Annotated in this window: 18 protein-coding genes; 11 read left to right on the top strand and 7 right to left on the bottom strand. The window is 44.9% G+C overall.

Annotated features, from left to right (window positions below; translation table 11 throughout):
- Window positions 1-240 (bottom strand): hypothetical protein (locus GF309_11055; protein ID MBD3159317.1); only part of this gene is annotated, 240 nt, incomplete at its 3' end.
- Between the two features lie 96 nt (window positions 241-336).
- Entirely contained in the window at window positions 337-1,032 is a 696-nt protein-coding gene (locus GF309_11050) for a hypothetical protein (protein ID MBD3159316.1), read from the bottom strand.
- A 57-nt stretch (window positions 1,033-1,089) separates the two neighbouring features.
- Between GF309_11050 and GF309_11045 the strand changes: the two genes are divergently transcribed.
- Both GF309_11045 and GF309_11040 read left to right on the top strand, forming a co-directional pair.
- Window positions 1,090-1,584, top strand: coding sequence for a hypothetical protein (locus tag GF309_11045; protein ID MBD3159315.1), 495 nt, complete (start codon window positions 1,090-1,092; stop codon window positions 1,582-1,584).
- A gap of 209 nt (window positions 1,585-1,793) precedes the next feature.
- Window positions 1,794-2,177, top strand: coding sequence for a hypothetical protein (locus GF309_11040; GenBank protein MBD3159314.1), 384 nt, complete (start codon window positions 1,794-1,796; stop codon window positions 2,175-2,177).
- A 97-nt stretch (window positions 2,178-2,274) separates the two neighbouring features.
- On the opposite strand, the gene GF309_11035 is transcribed toward GF309_11040, so the two are convergent.
- Window positions 2,275-2,967, bottom strand: a complete 693-nt coding sequence (locus tag GF309_11035; protein MBD3159313.1) for a hypothetical protein — start codon at window positions 2,965-2,967, stop codon at window positions 2,275-2,277.
- A gap of 287 nt (window positions 2,968-3,254) precedes the next feature.
- Here GF309_11035 and GF309_11030 point away from each other — a divergent pair, with 287 nt between their 5' ends.
- From GF309_11030 to GF309_11010, 5 genes are all read left to right on the top strand, one after another.
- A complete protein-coding gene (locus GF309_11030; GenBank protein ID MBD3159312.1) occupies window positions 3,255-4,496 on the top strand; it encodes a hypothetical protein in 1,242 nt (413 codons plus the stop codon).
- A complete protein-coding gene (locus GF309_11025; protein MBD3159311.1) occupies window positions 4,493-5,317 on the top strand; it encodes a hypothetical protein in 825 nt (274 codons plus the stop codon). The genes GF309_11030 and GF309_11025 overlap by 4 nt, the downstream gene beginning before the upstream one ends.
- Window positions 5,318-5,432: 115 nt before the next feature.
- Window positions 5,433-6,701, top strand: a complete 1,269-nt coding sequence (locus GF309_11020) for a hypothetical protein (protein MBD3159310.1) — start codon at window positions 5,433-5,435, stop codon at window positions 6,699-6,701.
- A 164-nt stretch (window positions 6,702-6,865) separates the two neighbouring features.
- Window positions 6,866-7,699: a hypothetical protein gene (locus GF309_11015; protein MBD3159309.1), complete on the top strand. Its 834-nt coding sequence runs from the start codon at window positions 6,866-6,868 to the stop codon at window positions 7,697-7,699.
- A 38-nt stretch (window positions 7,700-7,737) separates the two neighbouring features.
- The gene (locus GF309_11010) at window positions 7,738-11,634 is read left to right on the top strand and encodes a hypothetical protein (protein ID MBD3159308.1); all 3,897 of its coding nucleotides are present in this window, start codon (window positions 7,738-7,740) and stop codon (window positions 11,632-11,634) included.
- Here GF309_11010 and GF309_11005 read toward each other — a convergent pair.
- The 3 genes from GF309_11005 to GF309_10995 form a co-directional block, all read right to left on the bottom strand.
- Complete coding sequence (locus tag GF309_11005) at window positions 11,629-12,093, bottom strand: GNAT family N-acetyltransferase (protein MBD3159307.1); 465 nt, start codon at window positions 12,091-12,093, stop codon at window positions 11,629-11,631. The two genes, GF309_11010 and GF309_11005, sit on opposite strands and share 6 nt — an antisense overlap.
- Before the next feature lie 2 nt (window positions 12,094-12,095).
- Entirely contained in the window at window positions 12,096-12,482 is a 387-nt protein-coding gene (locus GF309_11000; GenBank protein MBD3159306.1) for a hypothetical protein, read from the bottom strand.
- A gap of 63 nt (window positions 12,483-12,545) precedes the next feature.
- Window positions 12,546-12,902, bottom strand: a complete 357-nt coding sequence (locus GF309_10995) for a DUF59 domain-containing protein (protein ID MBD3159305.1) — start codon at window positions 12,900-12,902, stop codon at window positions 12,546-12,548.
- Window positions 12,903-13,014: 112 nt separating this feature from the next.
- On the opposite strand from GF309_10995, the gene GF309_10990 reads away from it, so the two are divergent.
- Both GF309_10990 and GF309_10985 read left to right on the top strand, forming a co-directional pair.
- Window positions 13,015-13,482 carry a hypothetical protein gene (locus tag GF309_10990; protein MBD3159304.1) on the top strand — a complete coding sequence of 156 codons (468 nt, stop codon included), beginning with the start codon at window positions 13,015-13,017 and terminating at the stop codon, window positions 13,480-13,482.
- A gap of 59 nt (window positions 13,483-13,541) precedes the next feature.
- Entirely contained in the window at window positions 13,542-14,597 is a 1,056-nt protein-coding gene (locus tag GF309_10985; GenBank protein ID MBD3159303.1) for a hypothetical protein, read from the top strand.
- Between the two features lie 12 nt (window positions 14,598-14,609).
- Here GF309_10985 and GF309_10980 read toward each other — a convergent pair whose 3' ends face one another.
- Entirely contained in the window at window positions 14,610-15,353 is a 744-nt protein-coding gene (locus tag GF309_10980; GenBank protein MBD3159302.1) for a hypothetical protein, read from the bottom strand.
- Window positions 15,354-15,375: 22 nt separating this feature from the next.
- Here GF309_10980 and GF309_10975 point away from each other — a divergent pair, with 22 nt between their 5' ends.
- Entirely contained in the window at window positions 15,376-16,242 is an 867-nt protein-coding gene (locus tag GF309_10975) for a DUF362 domain-containing protein (protein ID MBD3159301.1), read from the top strand.
- Window positions 16,243-16,309: 67 nt separating this feature from the next.
- Window positions 16,310-17,476 (top strand): aminotransferase class I/II-fold pyridoxal phosphate-dependent enzyme, encoded by a 1,167-nt coding sequence (locus GF309_10970; GenBank protein MBD3159300.1) that lies wholly within the window; start codon window positions 16,310-16,312, stop codon window positions 17,474-17,476.
- The last annotated feature ends 4 nt before the right edge of the window (window positions 17,477-17,480 follow it).

The raw sequence follows: 17,480 nt of genomic DNA, 5'->3' as shown, positions 1-17,480 counted from the left end.
GATTCGAAAGGTGATTTGGTCTCCTGTGCCAAAGCCGACGGTTCGAAGCACAACACCGTCCATGTCCGAGATATCTTCCTCGTCCAAGTAGGTGAATCGATTCGGCACCTGGGCAGCAACGTCCGTAAGGCGAAATGGCTTTGCCTCGTGTCCTTTCTCTTCTATCTTCTCACGCAGGCTTTTGGTAGCCCAATTATTCACATTCTCGTGATATACGAGGCCGAATTTCATTCTAGCCATTTGTTTTACCTCGGATTATTTGGTAGTGCTAGCTGATGGAGGAACATGTCACCATAAAAAGGTGAAGCTCACTGAGGGTAGTCATTTTCATCTTGGTTACTGAAGTGTCTGCTGACCGCCTTTGAAGGAGCCTTCTAGGTGCTTAATCAGGCTGTGATAGCGATCCAATTCAAGGACAAATGAATTGAGTTTGAATACAGGCACCATAGGTATCCCCTCATGAAATTGAATATCCTCTACGAACCAGGTAACGAGGACGGGTGTCAACTCGTAGTCTCCCGGCTCCAGTCCACCGATTTTCTGAGAGACCGTGTCAAGGTGATTTCCAAGGCGTTCCGTTCTATCGAATTGGTCTTCTGCTGCTGATTTGAGCGCAGAAGCCTTGCCCTTTCGAATTCCCCACATTTTCGCGTCTACTGAGAGGATCTTTCGTTCCTTGACCCCTATAACGTCGATCTCCATTCCCTCTATTTCTTCATTTCCGATGCGACGGAAGCTTTCGATACACCGATAGCCATTCCTTTCCAGTATTCCTGCAACCAGCCCTTCGAAGTCCTTCCAGGTCATGTGTTGGACGACTTTTTCCGCGTCAACACCTTCTGCCATGAGGGCCATGGAGATGTCTATCCTTTCTTCCCGTGAGACAAGCCATCCATCCTCTTTCTTCTGACCCATACCGTTGGCCATCAGAAAACGGGTATGATCCTCTTTTGGATGGGGTATTTTGCCATCTTCCTTACATTGCTCTAGAATATCGAGCATTATGTCGGTGGATTGGTTGTTCATTGTCATGTGAGGGTTTTGGGTTCGTTTTATAACCTACGATGTTCATTAACATGCAGATGTGATATGTCAGCTTCCGAAGATGGTTGGGCATTGGTAATCGATGCCTTTGAGGATTGGATAGATTACGAGAGTTCCGAGTTTGCACCATGGACCACCTATTTCTCGATTAAAGAGCTTCGAACTCTTACTCATAGTGAGCGACTGGGGTGGATGCATACTATGCGGGATGAGATTATTCCTGGCAGGATTGATAGTGCTCGGCAAGCACGAATAGCGCTTGAGGATTTCATGGCACAGCTATCCGAAGAAGGATCACTCAAAATAGTCCAGTCTATGATTGACCTGAGCATTCGACTTGAGGAATCGATGCTTCAAATGAGCGATGTATTCACGCACATGATGGAAGACTATGAAGAAGAGGGTCTTGATGCTGTGCAGCTGCACCTTGAGAAGCTTGCAGAGATTGAAGAAGACATACGACACCATATGAGCCTCTACAGCGAAGGTTTCTCTAAGCTCCGAGAACGTGGGCGAGAGATACCCGAAGAAATGCGATAATTCGGTTCTGTTCTTTGATAACAGAATCTCAGAGCAGGGCCTGGTTTGCCTTGTGTAGATGATTTTTGATTCATTCCCCGTCTAACCAAATTTATAAACGGATGGTTTCTATCTCTATCTCACTAAATCTAAGAGGTGACAAAGCGAAATGGGTAGTGAATCCACATCCGCATTGCCTGCCCATCCACGTCGGGTCAGCGCAGCAGAAGGTGACTACGAAATCAAGCCACGGAGAGAGTGCATTCTCCAGCTGCGCAACCACTTGTGAAGACTGTCCTCATAAAGCAAAGAGAACTGAACCTACTTTTCAGAATCTTGCGCAAGCGTTCTTTGACTTGGCAGAGGAGAGACTATCCGACACTCAGAAGTTCGTGCTTCGCAGAAGCGCAGAATTACTGAGAGGTCATGAGCTAACGGTAACAGGTCTTGCTGACTTATTATCAGAAAGGTCTGATGTACCGTATTCTACAGCTAAGTGGAACCTCCGTACGTTGATGGATATGGGGTTGTTAGAAGGCGGCAACTCGGAGAACAAAGGCCTTCCGGCTAAACTTACAAATAGTGCTGAGTTGCTTGCTGAATATCTTGGTTGAGATAAGGGGGGATTTCCCCCCTCCTTTTTTAGGGCTTCAGAAGACTCGAAGGGCTACTCCGTACTTAACCGGTACTGCCAGGCTTTACGTACCAGTATCATCGTAAGTTCTGATTTACCCAGTCCCATGCTTCAGAAATCCGTGCTATGGCTTCGTCTTTTGTCTTAGCTGCTGTCACAAGGGCCTCTACAGTTCGCTTCTCGTCTATCTCTAGCCTACCAAGATTCCATTGGAGGGCCACTGCTACGTCTCGCGGACCGAGTATAGAGTTCTTCTTGAGATCGCGATTGCTTTCTTCTATGTTGAGCTTGGTCGGGGGTGAAATCTCCCATCCATCTGGTTCAGTTGAAGAGCTCAGAGTAACATGCAATGGATTTTCATCCCATAGATGCATCATATGGTTGTTTGAATCATATTCCCCAATATCATCCTTGTAGCTCTTGGGGCCTCCCACATCAAAATCCATGAAATGGTACACCACCAAATCCTCAAGTCTCGAAGAGCTTTTGTTTATCGTGGAATGTCTCATAAGCATGAATGGCTTTTCAAAAGTCATTAGCTCTACTTCAAAGTCAAGTCCAAGGCTGCCTTCATCACTTGATGTATATCCTAGGTGCACCTTGACTGATCCTTCCTTCTTGTCTATTGATTTGATGGAGAAGACATCCATTTCCTCGGTAGATTCCGTTATGACAACCTTGTCGTCTACTACGAAGGATGTCCAAAATCCGCTCTTATACCCAGCCGGATTCCGCAATAGTTCGCTTTCCATTTCTTCAGTTTCGACCAAGCTGAGCTCCTTAACATAGAATCCCCTGCGACCCTTACCTCATGATGAGCATTCGACGCGATAAACCACGTCTATGCGTGGGACATTGCTTCCTGTTTTCAGAGTCTCAGACATCTTTCATCACTGATTTGTGAAGGCAATCTGGTTGATATTTGATATAAGTCTATGTTCAGAGTATTGACCCCATTGTGGGCAAAAGAAGGGTGCACAAACGTGCAACAATTGTTTGCTCTTCACAAAATTGATAAACTTCGCAAAGGCCCTTGACTCGATTAGGTGGAAGCTGCATGAAAGAACTCCGTTTGGACGAGCTCGATGAATGGTATCGCGAGCAGCTCGCAGAGAAATCCAGTGATTTCCGCGAAGAGGCCAAGAAGAGCTATGAATCTGTTGATCGAACTCTGAAAGACATGGAACAACTTGCTGAAGAATTGCTTGAGGAGAGCGAAGATGATGATGACGAATCTACTGCAATAGCTACCAGGTTTGCTCGCAAAATCAACGAAGTAGTTGCTGATTTTGATGTTGATGAGGAAATAACGCACGAAAGCACCGAGGAAATGCAGGAAGAGATTCGCCACCTGATTGAAGACATTTGGGGTGCTGGAGCAAGATGGATCAAGCGTATGGATACACGCTACAAGGGCATCATCAAGCAACTTGATAGAATGATGAAAGAGCTCTCAGTTGAAGTTAAGAAAATCGGTAAACTGCTGTATGAATACAAATGGGTGGGAGCTGTTGAGCGAATTGGTGACCGCATTGATACCTTGCGAGATTTATCTCATAGCCGCGAGAAGTTTGAGAAGGAGATTCGTTTGAAAAGGGGCAAAATCAAGACAGCAGCAGAAGAATATGAGGAGGCAAAACAGGAATTCAAGAAATTCAAGGAAAGCTCCAATGTGGCTGATTTGCTCACACTAGATGATGATGCGGATCATCTTGCAAGTGTTCTGAGAATGCAGTTGAACACCTTGAAGAAACCCGTGAAGAAGTTCCTGCAGCACGATACAGGTGTACGAGTGCCGCCGCAAGGCCAGAAAGCGCTCAATGATTACTTTGAGGATCCGTACGAAGCTATTGTCAGCGATCCCGATGGATACCCTCACCTTATCTCCGGCTTGAAGGGCTTGAAAGAGGCTGTTGATAAAGAAGCGTTTCCCCTAAAGGATCGACTAATGCGTCGGGCTGTTGAAGAAGCTGAGAAGATTGAGGAAGGTGCCCTTCTTGAGTTCCAAGAGGAAGCAAAGGAAATCGAAAGGAAACGGAGAGAATACGCTGATTCTGATGTTTATTCTCGTAGGGATGAATTGAAAGAAAATGTTGAGGAGGCCAAGAAAAACCTCGAGTATCACAAGAATGACTTGCTTAGGGTGCGGGATGACATTATCAAGCAACTCAAGAAAGTCAAATTATACAAGATTCGAATAGAAAAGGATCTTCAGAAAGCATTTGGTGAGGAAATCGAAATCAAGGTTGGAACCACTTTAGAACCATTGCTCAAGCTTTGTCGAGTTGATACAGATTGAGGATTCTTGTAACCTCCGAGAAAGATATTGCATCTCAAACCATCAAGAATGTCCTCCTCACTGAATACGGATTCGGAAAAACCAATGAAGAATTCGAAGAAAACCCAATATTTGCACTGGATGATAACCTACTCCTCATTACCACTGAAAGAGATCTGATTCATACTAACCACCTCGAAGAACGCTTTGAAGCAGACGCCTTCATTTTCTGTTCTCGTCACCGATCTAAATCCGGGAGACCCTCTCTGCTTGTACATAGCACAGGAAACCTCGGTCCAGAAGCAAAATACGGTGGTGAACCATATCGATTGTCTGTTTCTGCCGCTTCTCTTGTGCGAACAGCATTCAAGGAACTCTATAATCAACGCAATTCTCGGAATCTTGAGGAGTTCGATGTGTCACTAGAAGTTACGCATCATGGACCCACAAGAATGGATACACCGATGCTGTTTGTTGAACTTGGAAGCGATGAAGAGTACTGGCATCACGAAGGCGGAGCAGCAGCAGTAGCAGCAGCAGTTATGAGGTGTGCAAGAGAATCTATCGGTGATTCTGCCTACATTGGATTTGGTGGCACGCATTATGCAAGCATGTTCAACAAAGTGGTGCTGGAAGAAGGTCTTGCCATGGGACATATGGCTCCCAAGTATGCTATGGATGATTTGACATCAGAAGTTGTCAAACTCATGGCTGAACGATCTGCGGAACCAGTCAAGGCCGCGATTATCGATTGGAAAGGGACGAACTCAACCCAGCGAGATACTCTATTACCCATGTTAGACGAACAGGGACTAGACCTTCTGCGGGCTCGTGATTTGTGATCCATTGTGCGATAATGCAACATAAAGGTAATCGGAAAGCAACCCTCTTTTTTTCCGAAAGGCTAAATACGGAGGATAAAAACAAGCAAACAGAAGCTGCAGGTAGGGGAATAAATTGCCCGCCAAAGAGGATAACAAAATAGCCAAGGATATGGAAAAGAAGCTGGACAAACTCATTACTGAAGTTACTGAGCTTCGTGGTGAAGTAGAGAAACTATCCACTTCTACATCAAAATTGGAAGATGTTGAAGCTCTCAATGAGCAGCTCAAGACCATGGAGAAGAAAGTAAGTAGTGTTGAAGAGATTCCTGATATTTCGAAGAAATTAGACTTGCAAGAAACCGCTCTTCACAAAAAACTAGATGAAATGAGCGGCAGTATCGAAAAACAACAAGATGCTCTTGACTCGAAAGTAGATTCTATCAAAGATGATCTTTCCCCTCTTTCAACCCTCGAAGAAACGAATGAGAAAATTGGCAACGTGAATGATCTTGTCAAAGAAATGAGCGAGTCCAAGGAAACAGACGTCATGTTCAAAAAGCTTGACGAGATTCTGATTTCGCTAACCGATGTGAAAGATGAACTTGATACCTCGAAGGGGATTTCAGAGGAACAGTTTGACAACCTCCATGATCAGCTCTCGGAATTAACGAGCGAGGAGGATATTGCCGAGAAACTCGAATCAATCGATTCCAGAATTGAGGAAGGGAGAGCGGAATTTGAGAAAAAAATCGAAGACCTGCTTGGTTCAGTTGTGGGTCTTGGTAATACTATGAATAAGCTTAAGGATTCCAGCGAGTCTGATGTAATCCGGAAGAAAATTGACAGCCTCGAAACCTATATTGCGGATTTGTCTGGCCTGGAAGATCGTTTTCATGATCTAAACACTTCGATAGAAGATACTAAGGAGATAGTGGGTATAATTGTACGACAACTCGATGATATTGAGCGTAAGTACAACAAAACCTTAGACAAAGTTGATGAAACCATTGAGCTAGTCGAAGAGGCCACCGACAATCTGAACACCGGCTCTGCCAAGCAGCAGAAGAAGAAGGAAGAAACCGTCTCAGAGAATGAGAACGAAGAAGAAGTAGATGAGCCCAAGAGCGATATGCCCGAGGATCTTGATTCATTGATGCAACATCTACTTGATATGGTGGATGCTGATGTAGAAGCCAATGAAATGGCTGCCGCAATAGAATCCGTTAGAGATCAGCTCACAAACATAATAGATACGCATACTCCCGTACTATTCAAACTGGGCAAACGAGCCAATGAGCTGAAATCCTATCCTCCAACGGCGACGCTTAACGAGAATGATATAGCCAGACTAAATAGCGAAATCCGGGAATGGCGTGAGAAACTTACTGAGATTTCAAAATAGCTCGTAATTCGGAGATTTATCGGTGGCATTGGTGCAGAAGCAGTAACCGGGGGCATAGGTTTATCTCTGCATATTCGATGTTCAAACCCTGAACAGTAATCCCCCTTGTAAATGGCAAATTTTGGCATAACACTGGGTTAGCTTCATCTCGGTGGCAGCAAATCATGAGTGACAAAGTCTTAGACGAAGAAAGCAAAAAGCTGGCAGAACGAATTGAAATTCTCGATTCCGCTGTCGACAAGAGACTTGCTAGAGAATTCATAGAGCTCTTCGAGGAGAAATGCCTTGCATGCCAAGAGGATCGATTGAGTTGTACCGTACGCCCTGCGTGCAAAGATCGTAGCTTCCTAAATCTGCTCATCGATTTGGGGGTGGATCCACAGGATCTACCGAGTTTTTGCTACAGTCAGTATCTCGATGAGGTTAGAAGATACATACTGGAACGAAAAGGAAGACAAATGACTGATAGGCGTCTACCTATCCGAGATTTTCTGGATACATTACGTGTTAGCTCTATCAAACACTTTACCAGCCGTTTTCGAAGGATGTGGGGTAGTTTCGCACAAGCTCAGAAGAACAATCTGATGCTCGTTGCTGGAGATGATTTACTGTTTCATTTTGACTACTCTAAGAGCTTGGTCATTCTCAATCCTTCACATTACAGAATCTTTGATTTTGAGACCTTCGAGCTTTATGTTTCGATTCTCTCAGATCATAATGATATGAAATCGGCTATCGATGATATTACCCTGAATTGGTGGATATTGACAATAACTGCAGAGGGAGCCTATAGCAAGAAAGAAATCGATTCTCTTCAAGAGAATATTCCTAAGACTTTCGAAGCTGTTCAGGTTAACTCGTCAAAGGATTCAATCAACATTTCTGTAGAAGCTATGCTGGGGGGAGGTTGTTCTGCTATTGAGGTTCAGGACTTGAAGCGAGTTTTCGATCTTGCTTTAGAATTGAAACAAACAAAATCGACAGAAGATACAGACTAAACTTGTAACATTTCCGTTGTGCAACGGAGGGATGCAATTTGAGTAATACCGTAACAGAAACCATACCCGCATTAAGGGCTAATTTGGACATAACCGAGCTCGAGGCCAAAGTTCTGCTGCCGGTTGTTCTTGGTGGCAATATGACAGCTGGTGCTGTTGCTCTGGTCTCTGGTGAAACCGTAACCAAAGTTGAGAGAGCTTTGAAGCGGCTTCAGAAAAAGGGGTTGGTTACCGAAGTCGATGGCGTAGTTCCTATCTATCGCCCGGTTCCCCTTGCTTTAGCTTTTTCTGACCGACTTGCAACTCTCATAACAGATGTTGAAGGCTTCGCTGAAAGCTCATATGAAAAGCTTGACGCCGATGTTGATGAGACTTCAAACACTGCTGGGGAAATTGTGAAGCAGGCTGAGGAGAGTGGCAGCCGCATTCAAAATGAGCTAACCTCATACGAGGATGAGATGCTTCAGGCCGTAAAATCTCAAACTGAGACTGTCTCAGAAATCGCAAGTGATTCACTGGAAGGCTTTTCCGATTCTATGGAATCTGCTTTGTCAGAGATTGATGCCACCATGGAGGAATCTCTTGGTGAGAATATGAGCCAGCTTCAGACTGAGCTGGATCAGGGTCAACAAGAAATCGAACAAGACATAGAGACTGTATCGACTCAACTTGAGAAGGACTTGAAGGAACAGAATGCATCTGCAATAGACTCCATCGAGGCCTTCCATGATGATGCAGACAAGTTCATAGAAACTGCTGAATCAGCTGTGGCCGAGGCTGTGTCGGAATCAACTGATATTATTCGTGAAGCCAGCGAGAAAACATCTAAGAGTCTGACGAACGACACCGCTCAAGTATCCAAGGATTTCCTGGACACTCTTGAAGGAACTTCTTCAGATTTGAGTGCTACCGTTGAGAGAATGGACCGAGATATTTCAATCGCCTACAATGAAGCACAAGATGCACTGTCACAATTGGTCATTAGCATTCGTTCTATGACTCAGGAGCATGCCCAACTAGCTAGGGACCAAATCCAATCTACTCTGGAACAAAGCAGGGCTATGAACGAAGCTTTCGAAGCTTGGCGCGAAGAAGTGATGACGTATATGGATTCAGCATCCCGATCCATACGTGCACAATTAGACCAAGTAGAGAGTACCAACAAGAACTACCTTGATGCACTTCAAACCTCTGTCTCAGGGCATTTGGATAAGATCGATTCACTAGTTGCTGAGGAGTACACCGACCTGAAGGAGATTTCATCCGATGTTGAAACTGATTTCTCGGAGTATATTGACGAAACAAAAGCAACGCTCCTATCCTTCTTGCGGAATCGACTGAAAGAAAGCCGCCAGAATCTGGATGCAAGTAGAGCCAAACTAGAGACAGATTTGGATGAGATGGTTGCCGAGACTACTAAGGAAATTGATACCCGGCTCTCAGAAACTGCGACTCAAGTAAATGATGTCCTCACAACCAGAGAAAACGAATTGAAAACGCTTACCGAAAAAACTCAGAACGAAATCACATCCACATTCGGCTCTGTTGTAACCAACATATCGAACAAGAATGACACAATTCTGACCGACATCAATACTACTGCTCAAGGGTTTGAAACCCAGCTTGATACACACATCTCTGACGTCGCAAACGAATTTGCATCTTCGTCTCAGAGATACGTTAACGAAGTTGAGACTTTGTATGAGGAACTCAACAGGAAGCTGGATGAACGTCTTGCCCGTACTGTTCAAGCTATGAATTCGCATGTCAGCAGAGCCCGTAGTGAGATTGAATCTATCATTGATGATCAAGTTTCTAGAATTGACAATCATGCGGTGGGTATCAAAGACGAATTTCACAATCAGCTTGACGAGATAACCCAGCAATTCATTACGTTAACCGAGGGCCTTGAAACGGCATTCAACGGGCTTGTTACAAGCCAGGTTATTGAGACAAGGGATTTTGTTTCATCGACCCATACGGAATTCAATGCTGCATTGAAACGTGAGATGACTGGTCTTAAGGAAGCATCCATGAAATTACAACAAGAATACTCGTCCGAAATCGGACAGAGACTCGACATTGTGCGTGGACTGCCCACCGAGATACAAACCAAGCTGGACGAGTTCACACAAGGCAAGAAACAACAAATGAGTCAGGACATCAAGGAGAAGATTGAGCAGTTGGAGGCAGCAATGGAAGAATCTGTCACCTCCCTTCGTGAAATGAGAGACGGGCCGATTGTGCAAATCAATGAGGAGCTGGGTGCACTCTCACAGACATTTGGTGGTTCTCTTGAAGAGGCAGGTGCCAACGTGGAAGAACGGGTTGCGAATCTTTCAGAGACAACGGCAAGTGAAATAGAGCGAAGTGCAAAGAAAGCACAAAATCTGCTTGCAACTGCTATTACTCAGCAATCTGATTCAGACCAACGGCTGGTTGCAGATGCAAGCAAGAAGTTGGATGTAGTCACGTCTGACATCAACAAGAGCTCTTCGGAGAAGATGGATTCATATGAATCATCGCTGGCACAAGCAGAAAGACAGGGTCTGAAAGAGCGGAGAGCACTAGGAGAGGAGATTCTCTCCAGCATTAATCGGAGAAGTACTGAAGTTTCTACAGCGATAGCTGGTGCTAGTCTTCAAATCGATTCCTCGATAACAAAGGTATCTTCATCCGTGAATTCTCTAGAGGAGAAGATAACAGGTGAGATTGAGGCTAACCAAGAGCAGCTAGGCGAGACTGCTATAGATGTTGAGAAGAGTCTTTCCGAGATTGGGGATGAGCATGCAGATCAGCTTGAGAACCTTGGAACTGAATACCTGGAGGAGAGCAAAGAGAGCTTACGATCCCATGCTACTGAGTTTGAGGCCACGACCACAACCAAACTAAGTGAAAGCAGAACTGCCATTGACCAACTGCCGCAAAGAATGTCCGATATCGTAGCTGAATCATTCAACAGTTTAGTGAACACAACCACTTCACGTTGGGATACTGTCCTTTCGAAACTAGAAGAAAGGAAAACTCAGCTCCAAGCCTCACAAAATAAGGCCACAGAACAGTACCGGAATTCACTCGAACAAACAACTGAAGCAACACAGAAACAGTCAGACAAGGTGTTAGAAAAGGCCCTGGAAAGCCTCATTTCAACAAATATGTATGCTTCCCGCAAATTTGAGGCGTTGGGTCTTGACTTGAAGACAAAACTGAGTCAGGAAAATCATCGCGTAATGGAGAGTGTACGCACTGATGTCGCAGAAACCAACACAAGGATTACAGAAACCGTTACTGAAGCCAATAACGCCGCTAGCAAGAAGACATCAAGTATTCGACAAGCAAGGAATGAGGCTATCAATTCGCTAACAAGTTCGATAGAGAAGGAGTCTAACCGTTGGCAAACTGAACGAGAGAAACAGGTTACGTCATTACGAAAATCGCTCGATACGACTGTAGAAGGAATCACTAATGTGGTTACTTCCACAATTGAGGGATTGGAGGCTATTACAGAAGCAGGTCAAAAACTCAGCGTTCCTGCAAACGAGAGGACATGGTATGTCTCTGGCGAAGAAGAAATTCAAGGTTACCTTCATGATATGATTGAAAGAGCCAAAGAGTCTATTCTAGTGTCAGTCATAGATCCTGCTATTCTTGATTCATCAATACTTGGAAAGGTGAAGGAACCCGGTCGACGCATTCTCATAGTACCGAAATCTGCTGATATCCCCGAGGCAATAGAAGAACTGAAAGGCTGGCGCATATGGCGAACAGAGTCTCCAGCATTGCTTGCGACTATCGATTCAAATGAAATCCTGTTGGCGGGTTCAAAGGAGGGCAGCCCTTCGTTGGCGTTTGTATCCCAAGATGAAGCATACTTGCAACTGTTTCATGACATTATAGGTCCGCGCGTCATAGAAAATAGAGTAAGGGAATCATAGCTTTATGCGATAGATGATGGCATCTTCACCATCGTAATATTTGGGGATACGATCGTTTGGGCTCATCCCCATGCTTTCATAAAGGGATCTGGCTTCCTTGTTTCCCTCTCTGACTTCAAGCCAGCATTCGTTAAGCCCACCGATACGGAGTGATTTGAATACATGCTCTAGAAGCATTTTCCCGTATCCTTGCTGCCGTTTCTCTTCAGAAATTGCAATATTCATGAGATGGCCTTCAGCACCCTCCTTAATCTCTTCCCACACTGCATAACCGCACAATTGGCCATCATTCTCGATGATTTTCATATGGAGTATTCGTCCATCTTTCAGGGGAATAGTGCCTTCCCACCGTGCCAAGATATCGAATATCTCGGGGTCCCAGGGAGCTGGAAAACACGCTGTTTCAATTTCCTTAATGACTTCCAAATCTTGCTCTGCTACTTCCCTGATGAATGGCATAGTCAGTCACGCCCTTGCGGCCCGTCTCGACTTGTTTTTTCTTCGCTGTTTGTAGTTGGGTTTCCACATTCTGGACAGTATTTCGAATCCCTTGGAACCGGCGCGCCACAGAATTCACATTCTCCTTCAATCAACAAAGCGAGCGCTTCTTTCTGTTCCCTACCAAGTATGCGTCTGCTCCAAAACAGGAACGCACCGAATATTACCAGATTGAGGATGAGAATGGCGATAAATGGTAACAGCATTGATCCACTCGTACTTCCAAAAAAGAAGAAGGGGAAAACGACGAAGAAGCCATTTCCCTCACTCAGTCCAATCAATCCAAGGATAGCTGCACCCATCGTTACCAAAATGAAACCCGCTATCACCAGCTTCTCCGGCAATTCCATTGGAACCACGCCTCGTTTCTTGAAAGCTATAGCGGAATGTATCGCTTAGCTTTGGTAAGTCGACTAAATCATTCCTCTATTTTTCATCTGTTCGAGGACATTCTCATACTTCTGATCATTGCTGACCATTTCGTTAACTGCTGATTCTTGAGAATGGGAGCCAGGTAGAAGCCTAACACTGATGTCTTTTTCGGGATAGACGTCTTCAAGTCTTTTGCGAATAAGAACACCGATTAGTCCACCCATCGGGCAATAGGGTACAGTTGGTTTGAATTCCACTCTGATTTCGTCATCTTCAACTTCAATGTACTCTTCTTTGACTATACTCATTCTTTCGTCTGTTATGGAAATGGGATGCTCTGGATCCTTCACTGGTTCCAGCGCTTGGAATACTTCTTGCTTTGTGACAGTCACTTTTATTCAGTCTCACTCCTGAACCGAACAAGATGACTTTATCAACGTTAGCTTATGCAAAAAGTGCATTAAGAAGACTTATTTCTCTGCGAGTGGATTTTTGCAGGAGGACCAGCTGTTGAATACAGAAAATAGTGATAGCACTAATGAAAAGGGGAGATTTGCTTTCAAGATAACGGTGGTTGGCCCAGATGATGATCTGGTTATGGATGTTCTACGGGTGTTAAACGAACAGGTCATTTCGCTGGACGGAATCAGAATTAGCAGCGCACAGGTAGAAACTGATGATTCCGACGTAAGGATGCTGTTGATGTCACCTAGGCATTCGGCCCTTGACGTTTTATTAGGTGTCACATTTAGGGGTGCCAGTGCCGCCCTTATCGTAATGCCCGAAGAAGACTCCGATATCGAATCTGTCTATAGGAAGGAAATTGAAGAAGAAATTGGAGAAGGAACTCCTGTGAAGGTTATCATCTGCGAATCATCCTGTGTTGACAATTTCAAACGGAATGAAATTGCATATGCACTTGATGAACTGGTTGGGCATCTTCTTGAATCCCGCGATCAAACAATAGACGAAAACTGACCATCCATGATACAAAGGCTTTTTTCATGAGCATGTGCAAGATGCAACTGGTGCAACAGTTGACTTCACACAAGGATGAATCATATTGGCTTGGAGTCCGAGACGCTTTGCGGATGGTTGATAGTTTTCTCAAATGGTCAAAGCGCCATCCTGATAGAGCCAAGAGTCTCGAGGATTTCATCAATGATGGTCTCATAGCAGCGGCGAAACGCTGCGAGGAATGCTTGAGCTACGCCTTGGGCGTTGAATTTCGTGAAGGGGAGGAAGCTCAAGAGGAAGATATTTTGTCCGAATCTTCTGACGAAATGGTTGAAGAACCGGAATTCAGTGATGAAATTTCCAGTGAACAACCCACAACTGATGTACCTTCCACATCCGCACCGGCCCCCTCTTTTGAAATGCCCGATGATGAATCAGCTGCACCACGCGTTGTTAGCAAAGAAGAGGAACTAGACACAATAGCGGATTCGTTCCCGGAAACATCTGAATTAGAAGAACCACCTTCTGCTTCGGAAACTGAGGCTACTATTGATCAATCAATAGACGACGAAGAGGAGATTCCACCCGCTGAAGAAGAGGCATCACCAGATGAGATCATCAAAGATTTCAAAGCTGAGTTCCATATTGGTGAACCGGAATCCATGGATGAAGCCGCGGAGGGACATGAATCCAAACTGTCCGATGAGGACGATACAACTGAAAGTGAGGCATCTGAACCAGTTGCTTCCGAAATGGACACAACAGAAGAACCCAAGTCATCCGAATCTGATGAAAGCGTAGGAGATGAAGGCGATGATAGCTTCACCTGGGATGATTATGAAGACGCTCTTACACCTCGAGTAGCATCACCGTATGGTACTGCCGAGAAAGAATCTGATGCCGAACTGGAGGAAGAAGAGGATGAGACTTGGAGTCCACTGGACGAACCCTCGGTTGAGGAAGAGGCACCACCGGAATCAACAAGCTCAGTTGAAACCCCAACTGATGAAAAAGAGGAAGATGAAGCCTCGAAGAAAGGGAAATCTATCGAACCTCCACCGCCACCTCCGCCTCAAGATGAAGAGGACGAAGATGAGCGCAGAAAAAGAGCCCGAAGACTGTTCTTCGGAGCCTAAACCTGAGTCACATCACGAGCAGATTCTGCAGTTGGAATCTTGTGCAATATCAAATGTATCGAAGGTCAAAGCCGCCAAATCTATGGTCATTAGCTTATTCATGAGTTTGGACTCACCCGATGTGGCAAGTAGCACAGCTTCTCGTACTTGGATTGCTGTTACGAGCTGAAGCAGTTCTGGGGTTACTCCGACCTCCTCTACAGTGTTCTCCGAACGATCTTCAGCATCCTTCATCACACAATGAAAGCAGCAAGTTTCTCCGGGCACGAATGTTGACAGATTGCTGTAGTATCCGACAGCCCCTGCAAACACAAATGATTTGCCTAACTCAAAGCAGGCTTCATTCACTATTCGCCGAGCGGCAAAAGAGTCCAGCCCGTCGATTACTAAGTCAGTGTCCTTCAGCAGTTCTGAGGCATTACTGGAGTTGATTTCTGTCTTCTCATATTCCAGTTCAACATGTGGGTTGAATTTCGAAAGACGCCTTGCTGCAGTACGAGCTTTGGGCTTTCCGATATCATCGGTATGGTAGAGATTCTGCCTTTGGATATTTGAAAGCTCTACAACATCCTTGTCGATTATCTTGATACGTCCAAACCCCAATGACGTGAGCAATCTGAGTGAATTGGATCCCAATCCTCCAGCTCCTACAACGCCAACTTGTGTGTTTTTTACTGCTTGCATCTTATTTTCGTCAAAATCCCTCAATGAAAGCATTCTCGAATATCTGGCTCGTTCATCAGCACTTAAGGTCATAACGATTCTTCTCTATGAAAACATGAACTTAAAGGGTTCTTCTGGGCCTAATCGAGGTATGATTTCCGGGTCACATGTGGCTATCGCTGTTCGTAGAAATCCTCGAGAGACATTGAACAAAGCTCTTTCCAAGCTTTCTGAGCCTCTTCCCTTTCAGAGACCGTTGGAACGGATTTTGATAAAACCCTCAGTATACAATCCTGATTTACCCGGCAACACTTCGCTTGAGCTGCTTGAGGCAATCGTCTATTCTTTTGAACAAGTTGCTCCTATTTACATACTGGAAAGCGATAACCCAGTTAGAAGCGCGTGGGAGGCTTTTTCGGAAAGCGGATATGACAAACTCGAGTCCAGCCGGGTGAATCTTGTTAATCTCTCCGAGGCCGAATTGGCTCCAGTCGATATGCCTGGAAACTTCTTTGAACAGAAAGAAATGCCTCGATTACTATCTGGGAATACCTTCATGATTAATCTAGCAGTACCAAAGATTGAGCCTGAAGTTTCTACTTATAGCGGCGCCATCAAGAACCTCTTTGGTTTGTTACCTGAAAAAGACAAATCTGTGTATCATGAACAGCTATCTGATGTTCTCTTGGATCTGCTTCTTGTCTTTGAACCGGATTTCAGCATCATGGATCTGGGCGAGATAATCATGGGCCCACGAGAAAACAGAGAAACTAAACATTTGGGGGGTGTTGCTCTTAGTCTCGATATAGTTGGTTTGGACGCCTTTTGTGCTGGATTGTATGGTTTTGATCCACTTGGCGTTGATTACATTCTTCGTGCCTATCATGAAGGCATTGGTGAGGGGATGCTTGACAGAATACAGGTTCTCGGGACCGAGTACCAGAAGGAGCAGCTGATGACTGCTTTTTCGAAGTTCTTATGAAAATAGTAATAAAGAACTGGTGACCGCCCCGTAGTATCTGACCGTATCAATTGATAGGTGAAGAATTATGGCATGGCCATCGCACCACATGGAGCGCATCCCTGCTTCTGGAACTTTGAAAATGTTTGACTTGGCTAACAGGTTGGAGGCCGAGGGCAAGAAAGTCTACCATTTCGAGGTAGGCCAACCTGATTTCGATACGCCCGAAAATATCATCAAGGCGGCTAAGAATGCACTTGATGCTGGCCACACGCGGTATATTTCCGCAAGAGGTCATCCCCCACTACGAAAGGCAATAGCCGATATGTATACCAATCGTGGAATGGATTTCGATCCGGAGAAACAGGTTATTGTCACTCCCGGTGCAAAAATGGCCCTTTTTGGAGCTATATTGTCGACGATTGATCGGGGAGATGATGTTCTTGTTCTGGCACCTGCTTGGCCAACATACCGGGTACTCACAAGGACAGCTGGTGGAATTCCCGTTGATGTTTCGACTGATTCTGATTATCGCCTTGATAGGGAATCTCTCAAAGCAGCCCTAAACAAAGATGTTCGTGGACTCGTAATTAACAGCCCAAATAATCCAACAGGTGGCGTCATAAACAAGGACGACCTTCGTTTCATCCATGATCTCGCGATTGATCATGATATAGTTGTGTTTTCAGATGAAATCTATGAAGAATTGGTTTATGATGGATTCAAGCAGCCATCTATGCTGGAAATAGATCCTGCCCTGGAACATACTGTCATCATTAATGGTTTCTCCAAAAGTTATGCAATGACTGGATGGCGTCTTGGATACGCTATTGGGAATGAGGTAACTATCGATAGCATGGTTCGTATCCAGCAAAATACAACTTCCTGTGCAACATCATTCGTCCAATATGCCGGTGTTGAAGCTCTTGAAGGTGATCAGAGTGGCATCGAGAAAATGAGAAAAGCATACCAGAAAAGACGCAATCGTATTGTGGATATGTTTTGTGATATAGAAGGCGTCGGTTGCGTGAATCCTGCAGGGGCTTTCTATGTCTTCCCCGATTTCTCGTATTATGGCATAAGCAGTGCAACACTCGCAGAAATGTTGCTTCTCAAGGTTGGGGTTACATCAGTTCCTGGAGCTGTATTTGGCACTGACTATGATAGCAATCTACGCTTCAGCTTTGCAACAGATATGGATACTATTGAAGAAGGAGTCTCACGGGTAGGCGAATACTTACAAACTCTAGTGTGAGTTG

The sequence above is a fragment of the Candidatus Lokiarchaeota archaeon genome, from assembly GCA_014730275.1.
Taxonomy (GTDB): Archaea; Asgardarchaeota; Thorarchaeia; order Thorarchaeales; family Thorarchaeaceae; genus WJIL01.
Note: the sequence above shows the minus strand (reverse complement) of the source record. Positions and strands in the feature narration are given on the sequence as shown.